This window comes from Streptomyces sp. HSG2, assembly GCF_016598575.1.
Taxonomy (GTDB): Bacteria; Actinomycetota; Actinomycetes; order Streptomycetales; family Streptomycetaceae; genus Streptomyces.
Genome location: NZ_CP066801.1, coordinates 2416420 through 2430289 on the forward strand (window position 1 = coordinate 2416420; position 13870 = coordinate 2430289).

A 13870-nucleotide genomic window follows, 5' to 3' on the forward strand; every position below is an offset into this window, starting at 1 on the left:
TTCGGAACGTTCCCCACGCGGCAAAGACTGCCCCACCGGGAAGCGCGGTTCCAGAGGCGTGCGGCATGAACGGCATGGGGGCGCCGGCCGTTGACAAGGATGAGGACGACACCGGCGAGGGTGAGGGGACGTCACACGTGGTTGTGGGCGGAGCGGCGCGTCGACGGGAGCGCGCCCGCGTCGACTCCTCCCTGCTCGTCGTGGTCCTGCTGGTGTCGGCCGTCCTGGCGCAGGACGTGCTGCGGGCCGCGCTGTCCGCGCCGGCGATGCAGACGTGGACCACGATCTTCGTGGCGGTCGTCGTGCAGGCGTTGCCGTTTCTGGTGCTGGGCGTCCTGCTGTCGGCGGCGATCACCGCCTTCGTGCCCGCGGCGTTCTTCGCCCGACTGCTGCCGCGAAGCGCCCCGTTGGCCGTCCCGGTGGCGGGTGCGGCGGGAGCGGTGCTGCCGGGTTGCGAGTGCGCGTCGGTGCCGGTGTCCGGCGCGCTGGTACGTCGAGGTGTCGCCCCCGCGGCGGCGCTCGCCTTCCTGCTGTCCGCTCCGGCGATCAATCCGATCGTGTTGACCGCCACGGCCGTGGCCTTCCCCGGCGAACCGGCGATGGTGTGGGCCCGACTCCTCGCCGGACTGCTGGTCGCTTGCGCCATGGGCTGGTTGTGGCAACGCCTCGGGCGGGCGGAGTGGCTGCGCCCGCGCGTTCCCGACGTCCACCCCGACCGGGATCGCGCGGCCACGTTCTGGGGTTCCGTCCGGCACGACGTGGTGCACGCCGGCGGCTTCCTGGTGGCGGGCGCGATGGCCGCGGCCACCCTCAAGGCCCTGGTGCCCGCCCGGTGGTTGGGCGCGGCGGCGACCGATCCCATCCTGTCGGTGCTGGTCCTGGCGGCCTTGGCGGTGGTGTTGTCGATCTGCTCGGAGGCGGACGCGTTCGTGGCGGCCTCGCTGACCCAGTTCTCGCTCACCGCGCGGCTGACGTTTCTCGTGGTCGGCCCGGTGGTGGACCTGAAGCTCTTCGCGATGCAGATCGGCACCTTCGGACGGGCCTTCGCCTGGCGCTTCGCGCCCGCGACACTGGTCGTCGCCGTCGCGGTGTCGGTCCTGATCGGTACGGTGCTGCTGTGAACCGGTGGGCCCAGGCGGCCGTCCTGTTCGTCCTCGGCGTGGCGCTGGTGCGGGTCGGGGCCACGGATCTGTCCTTGCGGTACGTGAAGGCCGGGCTGCGGCCACTGGTCGTCGCCTCGGGTGCCGTGCTCGTCGCCACGGCCCTGGCCACGGTCCGCTACGAGCGCCGACGATCCGAGGACGGAGCCGCGGGCGATGGGGACCGAGGTCGCGAGGACGGCCCCGGGGACGGCGGCGCCGACCGGCGGCCCGGCGCCGACGGAGGCGGACGGGGCGGCGAGACCGGTGCCGCGCCTCGATCCGCCGCGCCGGGCGCGGCGGACGGGCACCGACCGCACCCCGAGCCCCGCGTCTCCTGGCTGCTGCTTCTGCCCGTCCTCGCCCTGGTCCTGGTCGCGCCCCCGGCCTTGGGGTCGCACAGCGCGCTGAACGCCGGGACCGCCGTGCAACGCCCGCCCGCGTTCCCGCCCTTGCCCGACGACGGCCGGGCCCCGCTGCGGATGGGACTCGCCGACTACGCGGAGCGGGCCGTCCACGACGAAGGAAGGACCCTCGACGGGCGGGCGCTGACCGTCACCGGCTTCCTCGCCGTCGACGAGAGCGGCACGCCCCACTTGGTCCGCATGACCCTGGACTGCTGCGCGGCGGACGCGCAGCCGATCAAGGTCGGGCTGACAGGCCGTCTGCCTCCCGTACTTCGCCCCGACACCTGGCTCGACGTTACCGGCCGATACCTCCCACGACGGGAGAGGGACCCGGTCAACGGAGGCCCGATCCCCTTCCTGGAGGTGGACTCGGCGGTGCCCGTCCCCCAGCCCCGGGACCCGTACGACGCGGGAAGCGGGGCCTGAGCCCGTCGGGAGAACGCTCGCACTCGCGAGCGAGCGCGGCATCGAAGAGGCGTGAACATTGCCGGACTCCGGCAATGACGCCCAGGGTCTGGGGATGTCAGGATTCATCACGTCGGAGTTCGGCGGCGGGGCGAGAAGGGGGCGCACATGGCCTGGTTCCTCGGACTGGGCATCACGGGGGTTGTGCTGCTCGCTCTGTCGCTGTTCTTCGACGGACTGCTCGACGGCGTCTTCGGGGGAGCGCTCGACGAGGTCCTGGACGGATGGCTGTCGTTGCCGGTCATCGCCGGTTTCACGGCGATGACCGGCTTCGGCGCCGCCATCGTCCTGGGGAACGGCTGGGCCGGTCCCCTGGGGGCGACCGGTGCCGGCGTGTTGTCCGGATCGGGGGCGGCCTGGTTGACGTATCGGTTCAGTCGGACGCTGATGCGCGACGAGACCGCGGTCGCCCCCACCATCGACCATCTCCTGGGTACTTCCGGCAAAGTGGTGACGGAGATCCCCGCCGACGGATTCGGCGAGGTCATGCTGCACCTGGCGGGTCAGCCGCTGAAGTGCGCGGCGCGCAGCGCCGTGCCGGTGGCGCGCGGGACCGAGGTGTGGGTGGAGGCGGCGCCGACCCGGACGTCGGTCGTGGTCCGCCCGGTGGACCGGTAGTCCCACAGGTTCTTCATCGAGCCGGACCGACTCTCGTCCGGCTCCCCTTCCGATCTGTCGAATTCGGGGTTGTCTTCATGGATGCTGTATCCGTCGCCGTGGTGGGAGTCGTGGTGCTCCTGCTGTTGCTCGCGTTGGTGGTCGTCACCCGGTACAAGGTGGCCGGTCCCAGCGAGGCGTTCATCGTCACCGGGCGGCGCGGCAAGAGGTCCACCGATCCGGAGACCGGGAGGGTGTTCACCGACAACAGCGGCCAGAAGGTCGTGGTCGGCGGGGGCGTCTTCGTGGTGCCCTTCGTGCAGCAGCAGTACACCCTGGACCTCTCCTCGCGGCACATCCCGATCGCCGTGAACGGCGCGGTCACCCTGCGGGGGGTCAAGGCCCATCTCGAAGGCGTGGCCATCGTCAAGGTGGGCGGCACGGAGGACGCCATCCGGGCCGCGGCCCAGCGGTTCCTGGTGCAGCAGGACGGCATCGTCGGCTTCACCCAGGAGGTGCTCTCCGGGGCGCTCCGTGCCATCGTCGGCCGGATGAGCGTGGAGGACGTCATCCGCGACCGGGCCGCGTTCGCGGGGCAGGTGGCCGAGGAGGCCGAGGCCAGCCTGTCCGGCCAGGGGCTGGTACTGGACGCCTTCCAGATTCAGGACATCAGCACCGAGGGCTCCTATCTGGAGGACCTCGGCCGGCCGGAGGCCGCTCGGGCCAAGCAGGAGGCCGACATCGCCGAGGCCGTCGCCCGACGGGCCGCCGAACAGGCGCGATTGAAGGCCGAGGAGGAGATCGCCGTTGCCCAGCGCACCCTCCAGCTCAAGCAGGCCGAGATCAAGGCCGAGACCGACCAGGCCGTCGCTCGCGCGGACGCCGCGGGCCCGCTCGCCGAGGCCGCCCGGCAGCAGGACATCATCGCCGAGCAGGAGAAGGTGGCCGAGCGTCAGGCGGCACTGAAGGATCGCCAGTTGGACACCGAGGTGCGCAAGCCCGCCGACGCCAAGCGCTACGCCGCGGAGCAGGAGGCCGAGGCACGCCGGGTGGCGCGGGTCAAGCAGGCGGAGGCCGAGCGGTCGGCCGAGATCGCGGGGGCCCAGGCCGAGGCCGAGCGTGCCCGGCTGACCGGTGAGGGCGAGAAGCAGCGTCGTGGGGCGCTGGCCGAGGCGGAGGCCATCGAGGGCCTCAAGCAGGGCGAGGCCGAGCGTTCCCGTCGAGCGGCGATCGCCGAGGCGGTACGGCTGGAAGGAGAGGCGGAGGCGGCGGCGATCAGCGCCAAGGGCGCCGCCGAGGCCGAGGCGATGGAGAAGAAGGCCGACGCCTTCGACCGCTACGGCGACGCCGCCGTGCTCCAGATGCTGGTGGACATCCTGCCCGATGTCGTGGCCAAGGCGGCGGAGCCGCTGTCCGCCATCGACAAGATGACGGTCATCTCCACCGACGGAGCGAGCCGCCTGTCCCGCACGGTCGCAGACAACGTGACCCAGGGCATGGAGGTCCTCAACTCCACCACGGGCGTCGACCTCTCCGCGCTCCTGCGGAAGGTCGCCCTCGGCGGCTCCGCGCCCACCCCGGCTCCGGCGGGCGACGAGGTGGACACCGGCAAGCCCAACGGGACCGTTCAGATCACCGACTGACGTCAGACGGCTCACCCCGGGGCAGCGGAAGGCGAGGTCGATCGCCACCCGCGCCCCGGGGGCGTGCGTGCTCGGCCCCGGGGCGGGCGCCGACGCCCGGCGTTCCGCCTGTTCGGCGGCGTGCGCGGTGGGCGCCCCGGGACCCGCGCACCCGCGGGGGCGAGGCCCGACGGACCCGCGCCGGCGCACGCCGAGAACCCGGAGCCGGGCGGGCCGCGCCCCACTCCGCGTCCGGCGCGTTCAGTGGGGGGCGGCGGAGGCACCACAAGTGAGGGCCGACCAGGTGGAGGGAGCGGCGCTCGCGTCAAGAAGCGGCCCCCTCCCCGCGGGGTCGCGGTCGAGCGCGAGGTCATCGAGCCGGCCCCCCTCTCGTGGCCGCCGGCTTCGTTCAAGCGCTCGCGTCGGCATCCATTCGAGGGGTCTGGGGCGGAATGTGCGGCAGCTTTCCGGCCGACCGCAGGATGATCACGTAGGGCGCGGCGTGGCTCGCCTGGTGGGACCGGTGGTCCCGCCAGGCGCCGCGGACTCGCATTCATCGCCGGATCCGGGGTCGCCGTGAGTTGTTCACTCCCTGTCCACAAGTGGCCGGCTCGCGTCACAGGCGTCGACCCGGAGGCGCTCTGGCCGCCTTCGTCGAGCCCGTGTCACCGGGGGGCCGGAGACACCGTCACCACCGTCGAGGAGCACGGATGCACCTGATTCCGTCCGAGCAGGAGAAGCTGCTGTTGAGCGTCGCGGGGATGCTCGCCAGCTACCGCAAGGAGCGTGGCGTCAAGCTGAACTACCCCGAGGCGGTGGCCTACATCAGCTGTTGGGTCATCGAGGAGGCCCGAGCGGGCAACTACACCGTCGACCAGATGATGAGCGACGCCGGCGTTCCCTTGGAGCAGCGGAAAGGCGACACCCTGGGCGTGGGCGAGACCGTCCTCACGACGGCCGACGTCATGGAGGGCGTCGCCGAGATGCTTCACGTTCTCCAGATCGAGGCGACGTTTCCCGACGGCCGCAAACTCGTCACCCTCTACGACCCGATCCGCGCCCCGAAGCCCGCCCCGACGCCCGCCCCGATCCACTGAGGACGGACTTGTGCCCTACTTCCGACCGCCGGCGGCGAAGCCGACGCCGACCGTGTGTCCGCGCGTGCGACCTGAACGCCCCGTACCTGCCGAGTCCTTGCCGCCCTCCGAGCTGGATCCGTGCGAGGTCCACGACTTCTCCCGGCACGAGGTGGGCGGAGTGTGGGTCAGGGAGCCGAACACGGAGCATGTCCTCAACTCCGAGGAGGGCAAGGCGACGGTCTATGTGGTCAACGTCGGTGACCGAGACATCCAAATCGGTTCGCACGTCCACCTGGCCGACGTCAACGAGGACTTGCTCTTCTTCACTGACGAGGAAGCGGCCGCCGAGGCCGAGAGGGCGCTGATGGACCCGCGGCTTTCGCGGCTTGAGCAGATCGCCGCCGCCCGCCAGTTGGCGCACGATCGGTCGAAGACGCCGGGAGTGGCCCCCTGGGGCCACCGCCTCGACATCGCTCCCGGGGACTCCATGCGGTTCAGCCCGGAGCACGCGCCCAGCGACGCGATCGAGGTCGTACCGATCGGCGGGAATCGACGTGTTCCTGGCCTGCGCAAGGACAAGCGGCCCGGCGACGTCGATCTCGACTGACCGCGCCCTCGTAAACCCGGCTGGAGCAGAGCAATGGCGAACATCACGCGGAAGCAGTACGCGAAGTCCTACGGCCCGACCGTGGGCGACCAGGTCCGCCTGGGCGACACGAACCTCTGGATCGAGATCACCGAAGACCTGACCTTCGGCGGTGACGAGGCGATCTTCGGCGGCGGCAAGACCATCCGCGAGTCGATGTTGCAGGGAACCACCACCAGCGTGCGGGGCGCCCCCGACACGGTGATCACCAATGTGATCATCCTGGATGTCGCTCCCGCCCTGAAACGGCGGCGCAGCGACACCGTCGTACGCGCCGACGTCGGGATCAAGGGCGGTCTCATCGTCGCGATCGGCAAGGCCGGCAACAGCGACGTCATGGACGGGGTCACCGACGGGCTGGAGATCGGCCCCTCCACGGACGTGATCTCCGGCGAGGGCAAGCTGCTCACCGCCGGCACCGTCGACACCCATGTGCACATCATCTCCCCCTCTGCCGTCATGGAGGCCGTGGCCACCGGCACCACCACGCTGATCGGCGGCGGCGTGGGCCCCTCCGAGGGGACCAAGGCGACCACCGTGACCCCTGGCCCGCAGCACCTGGTGAACCTCCACCGCAGCTTCGACGACCTGCCGGTCAACGTCATGCTGCTGGGCAAGGGCAACACCGTCAGCGAGGACGGCTTGGACGAGCAGGCGCTGGCGGGCGCCGGCGGCTACAAGATCCACGAGGACTGGGGGGCCACCCCGGCCGCTCTGGACGCCGCGCTGAAGGTCGGAGAGGAGTGGGGCCTGCAGGTCACCCTGCACGCCGACTCCCTCAATGAGGCGGGCTTCGTCGAGACCACCCTCGATGCCATCGGCGGGCGCGGCGTTCACGTCTTCCATGCCGAGGGCGCCGGCGGCGGGCACGCCCCCGACATCCTGAAGGTGGCGGCCGAGGAGAACGTTCTGCCCGCCTCTACGAACCCGACGCTGCCGTACACCAGGAACACCGTGGCCGAGCACATCGACATGCTCGCCTCCGCCCACCACCTCGACCTCGGCAACAAGAACGACCAGGCGTTCGCCGACTCCCGGATCCGCTCCACCACGATGTTCGCCGAGGACGTGCTGCACGACATGGGCGCGATGTCCATCACCTCCTCCGACGCCCAGGCCATGGGCCGGATCGGGGAGGTCGTGACCCGCACCTGGCAGGTCGCACACGTCATGAAGGAGTGGAGCCACAAGACCTTCCAGGACGCGGACTTCTTCCACCGGTCCGGTCGGGGAGTGGGCGACAACGCCCGCGCCCTGCGCTATGTGGCCAAGTACACGATCAACCCCGCCATCGCCCACGGCATCGACGAGTACGTCGGTTCCGTGACGGAGGGCAAGCTGGCCGACCTGGTGCTGTGGGACCCGCGGTTCTTCGCCGTACGACCCGAGATCGTCATCAAGGGCGGCGCCATGGTGCTCGGCAACCTGGGCGACCCCAACGGCTCGGTGTCGACGCCTCAACCGACCGTCCTGCGACCGGCGATGGCCCACGCGATCGCGTCCCGGCTGTCCTACTCGTTCGTGTCGGGCAAGGTCCTCGACCCGCCGCCCGGCACCGACCCCTACGATTCGGTGAGGGGCAAGGGCGTGTTCAAGGACTCTCTGCGTGCCACCCTCGGCCTGCGCCGCGAACTGAAGGGGGCGAAGCCCGTCAAGGACGTCGGGAAGGCCGACATGGTCTTCAACGCCGAGCGGTTCGGCATCGACATCGATCCGAGTACCTTCAAGATCGCGGTGGAGATCCCGGAGCTCGCCACGACACCGAATCACAGCCTCACCAAGCACAAGAGCCGAGCCGGATTCTGGTATCTCGACCAGCCGAATCCGCCGAAGAACCTGCCGCTCGCCCAGCGCTATCTGATGTTCTGAGGCGTCCTGTGAGCACCACCTCCTCACTCCTGCTCGCCCTGCTGGGCGACGCCCGGCTCCCGTCCGGGGGACACACACAGTCATCGGGCCTGGAACCGGCGTTGCGGGCCGGTACGTCATCGGCCCAGGTGCCCTCCTATCTGCGTGCCCGTCTCCGCACGGTCACGCGTGTGGAGGCGGGGGCCGCCGTGGTCGCCCGTGCGGTGGCAGCGGATGGCGGCGACCTGGCCGAGGTCGAGGTCGCCTGGGCCGCCCGGACCCCCAGCCAGGCGCTGAGGGCCAACGGGCGGCGCCTGGGGCGTGGTTACCTGCGCGTCCTGCGGACGCTGTGGCCCGGCCCCGTGGACACGCGCGCACGCACCTGGTCGCGTCCCGTCGTGCTGGGGCTGCTCGCCCACCGCGCCGGGATGGGCCCCGTCGACCTGGCCCGCCTGGTCGGGTACGACGACGTCCAGACCGTGACGGCGGCCCTGCTCAAACTGGAGCCGCAGGACCCGCTGCTCATCGCCGCGTGGGTGAAGGACCTGCTGCCCGACATCGACGAGATGGCCGCTCAGGTCGCCCACCTGCACACCACCGAGCAGATCCCGGCCCAGGGCGCCCCTCTCATCGAGCGCTGGGCCGAGACCCACGACACCACCACGGAAAGACTCTTCAGTGCCTGAGAACACCACCGCCCCCACCCGCGCCATGCGTCTGGGCGTAGCCGGTCCCGTCGGCACCGGCAAGAGTTCGCTGATCGCGACCTTGTGCCGGGCGCTGTCCGGCGAACTGCGCCTGGGTGTCATCACGAACGACATCTACACCGACGAGGACGCCCGCTACCTCAAGAGTGCCGGGGTGCTGGACCCCGAGCGGATCCGCCCGGTGGAGACGGGAGCGTGCCCGCACACCGCGATCCGGGACGACGTGACCGCCAACCTGCTGGCGGCCGAGGACCTGGAGGCCGACTTCGGCTCTCTGGACCTGGTCATCATCGAGTCCGGCGGCGACAACCTCACCGCGACATTCTCCCCGGCCCTGGTGGACGCCCAACTGTTCGTCCTGGACGTCGCCGGCGGCGGTGACGTCGTACGCAAGGGCGGCCCCGGCATCGCCCGCGCCGACCTGCTCGTGATCAACAAGACGGACCTGGGCCCGTACGTGGGCGTGGACGTCGAGCGTATGGCCCGCGAGGGCCGCGAAGCCCGCCAAGGGGGCTCGGTGGTCGCACTGTCCCGACACGACGAGGAGTCCATCCGGATGCTGACCGGCTGGGTCCGCGACACCCTCGCCCGCTACCGCGCCGGCGACCACACCCCCGTCGACCCCGGCCCCATGGCCCCGCACACCCACGCCGACCGGGACGCCGAGAGCGGTCACACACACACTCACGCCGACAGCGCCACCCACACTCACGACCGAGCACCCCTGCATGCGGGGCCCAGCGCGTGACCGGCCCGACCCGCCTGAACATCGCCCCCGCGGGAAGCCGCTGCCACCTCCACCACCAGACCGGGCACCTGACCGTGCGGGTCATGAACCAGGACGCGGACGGAGCCAGGGTGGGCCTGATCGCCACCCAGGCACTGCTGCTGTCCGGCGACGACGTCCGCATCGAGGTGGACGTCGCTCCCGGTGCCTGGCTCGACGTCGTGGAGACGACCGGCACGGTCGCCTACGAAGGCGAGGCACCCTCGTCCTGGACGGTCGACGCCACCGTGGGCGACGGAGCCATCCTGACCTGGGCAGGCAAACCGTTCGTGGTCTCGGACGAGATCGCGACCCACCGTCGCACCCGAATCCGGCTGCATGGCACCGGCAGGGCACTGATGCAGGAAAAGGTCGTACTGGGGCGTGCCGGGCAACTGGGCGGGGATCTGAGCATGTCCCTTGAGGCGAGCGACGACACCGGGCCGCTGCAGGTGGAATGCCTGGAGCTGGGCCAGGAAGCCCGCCGGATGCCCGGCATCCTCGGAAACCTCCGCTCCATGGACACGGTCACCGCTCTGGGATGGACACCTGAACCAACCGGTGAACCCGAGGCCGGCACCACCGGCCCCGGGGAAACCTACTTCCCCCTGGACCGGTCCGGCGCCGCACTGCGCTGGATGGGCATCGGCCGATTCCGTGATCGGTTGTGTGACGCCACCTTCACCGCCTGGCACGAGGAAGCGATGACCGCCGTGCGGCCGAGGCGGTGCGCCGCCGCGTCGACTTCAAGTACGCCCTCGGCCCGGAGCTTGGAGACCCCGGCTTCCACCGCGTTCTGACCGACGTCCGCGACCGGCTCGCCGAGGGCGACCACGTTGATCTCAAGGAGCTCGACCGGCGGCCTGCCGCCGGCCGAGTTCGAACGGACCATCACCGAAGCACGCAAGAAGTGAGGGCCTCGGGTTTCCCGGACAGGCATCTGGCCGCTTCTTACGCGACGGACGTCGGTCTCCTACTTGTCGGATCGTGCGCTCGCATTTGGCAGTGGTGCTCCGAGGACGGAAGGGAGCTGGCCGATCCGGCCATCTGCCAGTTCTCGGAGTTCCTGATCCTCCTCGGCTGCGCGTTCGAGGGCCGGCCGATGGCGCGCTGCCCGTTCGCCTGGGTCGACCAGCCCGTGTCCATGATGCGCGGCTGGGTGCAGGGCATGCCCAAGCAGTTCGGCGCCGTCCACCAGACGAGGCCGGTGACCGTCGGGCGGGCGGGCTCGCGGCTCGCTTCCGGCGGACGCTTCGATGGTGCGCTCTCCGTCCACGGTCGGCCTGTGGTGGAGGCGTCGGTCACGGTTGAGCGCTCCACTGACCGGCCCCCGGCGCTGCACGACGTTCCTCTGGCGCACAGCCTCGTGTTCCCGCAATGGGCACCGTCCGATACGCCGTCACGGGCGCTACTGGTTGCCTCGGAGGTGAGCGGCGTCGAATTCTCGCCAATCTGGAGCGGTCCCGGACAACTCACGTTCTTTGACGGCCTGGGGGAAGATTTCGCGTTGCTCTCGCCGTTGGAAGTGTGCAACGGTCATGTATTCGCGTATGGAGAGACGCTGCATGGAGGCCGACTCCTCGGCGAATGCTAGCCATCAAGACATTGGCTGTAATCACGGGGGGACAGTGCTCAGCCTGGATCCACCGCGTGAATTCTCGTCTCCGGTATCCGGCGGGCTCGGGGTGATCTTTCGGGGTGCGGGCAGCACGATGGGCCGGGTGGCCGTCCGGTGCGGGGTCTCCGAGGTTTTTCAGGTCGTGGGTGGTCAGGTCGGCTGCGTGGTTCAGGTGAGCATGCGCTGGCCGGTGGCGGTCCACAGGTCGGTGAAGTCGTCACACCAGCGCCAGCGTTCGGGCAGGTGGAGGGTGAGGCGGCGGGCTCCGGTGGCGATCCGGGCGGGGATGTTGATGAGGTGGCGGCGGATGGTGCCGGTCCTCGCCTTGGCGTGGAAGGCGGAGGCGAGGTGGCCGCTCGCACGGGTGAGGTTGTAGGCGGTGGCGGCCAGGGTCAACCAGGCGGCGTTCGCGGTGAACTTCCCCGAGGGCAGGTGGGCGAGGGCGGAGTCTTCCAGGTCGGCGAAGACCTGCTCGATGACGGCGTGTTCGCGGTGCATCGGCTCGGCCTGAGCGAGGACGAAGGGGCTGTCGGTGAAGATCACATGGTGGCGCCAGACCCCGAACAGTTCGGCCTGGCCGGCGGGCACGCCGGTGGGGTTCAGCCGCTTCACGCGGCGCACGATGAGCCGTGCGGTGGTGTGGAACGCCTTCTTCTTGCTGGTGAACGCGGTGAAGGGGATCTCGGTGATCTCGGCGTCGGAGATCCAGCGTTCCTCCTCGGCGTCCCAGACGGCGCTGGCGTACTTGATCGGCGTCCAAGCGTCCTCGGGGATGCCCGCGATGGCCTCGCGGATGGTCTTCTTGACCGCGACGGCCAGAGAGAACGCGGCGCCGGCCTTGCGGCACACATCGACGACCTTGTGGGAGAAGGGGACCTGTCCCCGAGTGGTGGACACCTCTGAGCCCGACCCCGCCAGGGGCCGGGTAGGAGGCATCTTTTATGGTGATGAAGATCTACTCGCCCGAGTTCAAGGCGGACGCTGTCGCGCTGTACCTGTCGGACCCGAGCCACACCTTCGAGGGCATCGGCAAGGACCTGGGGATCAGCCGCGAGACGCTGCGTAACTGGGTGCGGGCCGAACGGGCCCGCCGCGGCGGGGGCAGCACGACGAGCACGGAGAAGAGCACGGTGGATTCCCCGCCGACGGCCGAGAAGCTTCAGGCCGAGAACGAGGCCCTGCGCCGGGAGCTGGCGGCAGCGCGCAAGGAGATGCAGAAACTCGCCACCGAACGGGACATTCTCCGCAAGGCGACGAAGTTTTTCGCACAAGAGACGACCTGGTGACCAGCCGCTTCCAGTTCGTCGAGGACCATCACCGCGCCTGGGGCGTGAAGCGGTTGTGTCAGGTGCTGGAGGTCGCCCGCTCCAGCTTCTACAAGTGGCGGGCCGGCCGCGCGGCCCGCGCCGCGCGTGAACAGGCCGACGTCGCTCTCGCCGAGCGGATCAGGGCCGTGCACGCCGAATGGGACGGCACCTACGGCCGGCCCCGGATCACCGCCGATCTGCGCGAGGACGGCGAGCGCGTGAACCACAAGCGCGTCGGACGAGTCATGCGCAAGTACGGCATCGCCGGGCTGCGGCTGCGCAGGCGCCAGGTCACCACCGTGCCCGAACCGTCCGCCGCGGCGATGCCCGACCTGCTGGGGCGCGACTTCACCGCGAGCGCACCCAACACGAAGTACGTCGGCGACATCACGTACCTGCCGGTGGGCGACGGCGAGTTCCTGTATCTGGCGACCGTGATCGACTGCTTCTCGCGGCGGCTGGTGGGCTGGTCGGTCGCCGACCACATGCGCACCTCGCTGGTCACCGACGCGCTCCGGGCCGCCGCCCGGACGCGGGGCAGCCTGGCCGGCGCCGTCTTCCACAGCGATCACGGAGCCCAGTACAGCTCCCGTGAATTCGCGGCCGTATGTGCCGATTTGGAGGTGAAGCAGTCCATGGGCGCGGTCGGGACCAGCGCGGACAACGCCCTCGCCGAGTCGTTCAACGCGACCCTCAAACGCGAGACGCTCCGTGGCGCCCGCCGCTTCGACGGGGCCCGTGCCTGCCGCCTGGCGGTCTTCCGCTGGACCACCCGCTACAACACCCGCCGACGGCACTCGGCGAACGGACAGCAGGCACCAATCGCCTACGAACAGCAGTCAGCTACCCTGACGCTTGCCGCATAACGACACGAACAGGTGTCCACCCTTCGGGGTCAAGGCCCAAGTACGCCGAGTCCGCGCGGACGACGACTTGGGCGGTGATGCCCATGGCCCGGACCGTGGCCAGTGCCTCGCGCAGCAGACTCGCCGCGCCCTTGCCGGAGCCTGCCGAACCCTTGCGCAGCCTGGTGGCCACGATCACGGGGGCGCAGGTGGACGTCTTCACGGTGACGATCTGGAAGTGCAGCCCGCGCTGCTTGGTGTAGCCGAAGGAGGCGCCCTGCTTGGCAGGGCCGTAGACCTGCTTGACCTTGGAGTCGATGTCCACGAACACCACCTCGTCCCGCTTCGGGATGAGGCCGGTGTGCGCGGCCAGGCGGCAGGTGAACGCCCGTGCAGCGGACTCCAGTTGGCGCACATGCCCCCAGGTGAAGGCACGCAGGAAACTGCCCAGCGTGGAGGGCGCCCGCACCCCGCCGAACAGGCGCGGCAGCCCGCCGTGACGCAGTATGTCCAGGTCGTCGATGCTGTCCGCCCCGGCGACCATGCCGCCCACGATCGACATCGCTTTCGCGTCGGCGGCCGTACCGGCCCCGTTCTTCGCAGTGGTCAGGTGGACCTTCTCGGCCACCAGAGCGGGCAGACCGCACCGCTCGGCCAGCCGGACCGTCGGGACCAGCCCGGCGTGCGCGATCAGGTCAGGGTCGTCGAACGCGGCGAAGAGCTCCGCGGGCCTGTGGGAGACTTTCACTTACGAGGTGCCTTGCTTCGTGGGACTGGTGTGGGCGTAGGAACTCCCATCGTCCCAGGTCAGCAGGCACCTCTTC

At 70.4% G+C, this 13870-nt stretch carries 12 protein-coding genes and 2 pseudogenes; 12 read left to right on the forward strand and 2 right to left on the reverse strand.

Going from position 1 to position 13870, the window contains the following annotated elements; translation table 11 throughout:
* Window positions 1–65: 65 nt before the first annotated feature.
* From JEK78_RS10070 to JEK78_RS10120, 11 genes and pseudogenes are all read left to right on the forward strand, one after another.
* The gene (locus tag JEK78_RS10070; RefSeq protein WP_242483332.1) at window positions 66–1121 is read left to right on the forward strand and encodes a permease; all 1056 of its coding nucleotides are present in this window, start codon (window positions 66–68) and stop codon (window positions 1119–1121) included.
* Entirely contained in the window at window positions 1118–1972 is an 855-nt protein-coding gene (locus tag JEK78_RS10075) for a TIGR03943 family protein (RefSeq protein WP_200263744.1), read from the forward strand. Before JEK78_RS10070 ends, JEK78_RS10075 begins: the two co-directional genes overlap by 4 nt.
* A gap of 147 nt (window positions 1973–2119) precedes the next feature.
* Window positions 2120–2629: a hypothetical protein gene (locus JEK78_RS10080; protein WP_200263745.1), complete on the forward strand. Its 510-nt coding sequence runs from the start codon at window positions 2120–2122 to the stop codon at window positions 2627–2629.
* Window positions 2630–2706: 77 nt separating this feature from the next.
* Window positions 2707–4251 (forward strand): flotillin family protein, encoded by a 1545-nt coding sequence (locus tag JEK78_RS10085; RefSeq protein WP_242483333.1) that lies wholly within the window; start codon window positions 2707–2709, stop codon window positions 4249–4251.
* Between the two features lie 689 nt (window positions 4252–4940).
* Window positions 4941–5327 carry an urease subunit gamma gene (locus JEK78_RS10090; protein WP_200263746.1) on the forward strand — a complete coding sequence of 129 codons (387 nt, stop codon included), beginning with the start codon at window positions 4941–4943 and terminating at the stop codon, window positions 5325–5327.
* A 64-nt stretch (window positions 5328–5391) separates the two neighbouring features.
* Window positions 5392–5916, forward strand: coding sequence for an urease subunit beta (locus JEK78_RS10095; RefSeq protein ID WP_242483334.1), 525 nt, complete (start codon window positions 5392–5394; stop codon window positions 5914–5916).
* Between the two features lie 33 nt (window positions 5917–5949).
* Window positions 5950–7824 carry an urease subunit alpha gene (ureC, locus tag JEK78_RS10100; RefSeq protein ID WP_200263747.1) on the forward strand — a complete coding sequence of 625 codons (1875 nt, stop codon included), beginning with the start codon at window positions 5950–5952 and terminating at the stop codon, window positions 7822–7824.
* Between the two features lie 8 nt (window positions 7825–7832).
* On the forward strand, window positions 7833–8489 hold the full coding sequence (locus tag JEK78_RS10105) for an urease accessory UreF family protein (protein ID WP_242483335.1): 657 nt from the start codon (window positions 7833–7835) through the stop codon (window positions 8487–8489).
* A 25-nt stretch (window positions 8490–8514) separates the two neighbouring features.
* A pseudogene (gene ureG, locus JEK78_RS10110) lies at window positions 8515–9111 on the forward strand (urease accessory protein UreG); the annotation flags it as partial.
* A 230-nt stretch (window positions 9112–9341) separates the two neighbouring features.
* Window positions 9342–9758, forward strand: a pseudogene (locus tag JEK78_RS23780) (urease accessory protein UreD); the annotation flags it as partial.
* 314 nt (window positions 9759–10072) lie between these two features.
* Window positions 10073–10870: an acetoacetate decarboxylase family protein gene (locus JEK78_RS10120; RefSeq protein WP_200264091.1), complete on the forward strand. Its 798-nt coding sequence runs from the start codon at window positions 10073–10075 to the stop codon at window positions 10868–10870.
* Window positions 10871–11062: 192 nt separating this feature from the next.
* On the opposite strand, the gene JEK78_RS10125 is transcribed toward JEK78_RS10120, so the two are convergent.
* The gene (locus tag JEK78_RS10125) at window positions 11063–11791 is read right to left on the reverse strand and encodes a transposase (protein WP_200263749.1); all 729 of its coding nucleotides are present in this window, start codon (window positions 11789–11791) and stop codon (window positions 11063–11065) included.
* 44 nt (window positions 11792–11835) lie between these two features.
* On the opposite strand from JEK78_RS10125, the gene JEK78_RS10130 reads away from it, so the two are divergent.
* Window positions 11836–13067 (forward strand): IS3 family transposase gene (locus tag JEK78_RS10130; protein WP_200258648.1). Its coding sequence is split into 2 segments (ribosomal slippage): window positions 11836–12154 and window positions 12154–13067, totalling 1233 coding nucleotides; the frame shifts between segments, so codons are not numbered across the junction.
* Here the strand turns inward: JEK78_RS10130 and JEK78_RS10135 are convergent.
* Window positions 13045–13794 (reverse strand): transposase, encoded by a 750-nt coding sequence (locus JEK78_RS10135; RefSeq protein WP_200263750.1) that lies wholly within the window; start codon window positions 13792–13794, stop codon window positions 13045–13047. The genes JEK78_RS10130 and JEK78_RS10135 overlap by 23 nt on opposite strands.
* Between the last annotated feature and the right edge of the window lie 76 nt (window positions 13795–13870).

What these genes read in the sequence shown, in the direction of transcription:
- JEK78_RS10070 (WP_242483332.1), top strand. Translation starts at nt 66, where the DNA reads ATGAACGGCATGGGGGCGCCGGCCGTTGACAAGGATGAGGACGACACC.
- JEK78_RS10080 (WP_200263745.1), top strand. Translation starts at nt 2,120, where the DNA reads ATGGCCTGGTTCCTCGGACTGGGCATCACGGGGGTTGTGCTGCTCGCT.
- JEK78_RS10085 (WP_242483333.1), top strand. Translation starts at nt 2,707, where the DNA reads ATGGATGCTGTATCCGTCGCCGTGGTGGGAGTCGTGGTGCTCCTGCTG.
- JEK78_RS10090 (WP_200263746.1), top strand. Translation starts at nt 4,941, where the DNA reads ATGCACCTGATTCCGTCCGAGCAGGAGAAGCTGCTGTTGAGCGTCGCG.
- ureC (WP_200263747.1), top strand. Translation starts at nt 5,950, where the DNA reads ATGGCGAACATCACGCGGAAGCAGTACGCGAAGTCCTACGGCCCGACC.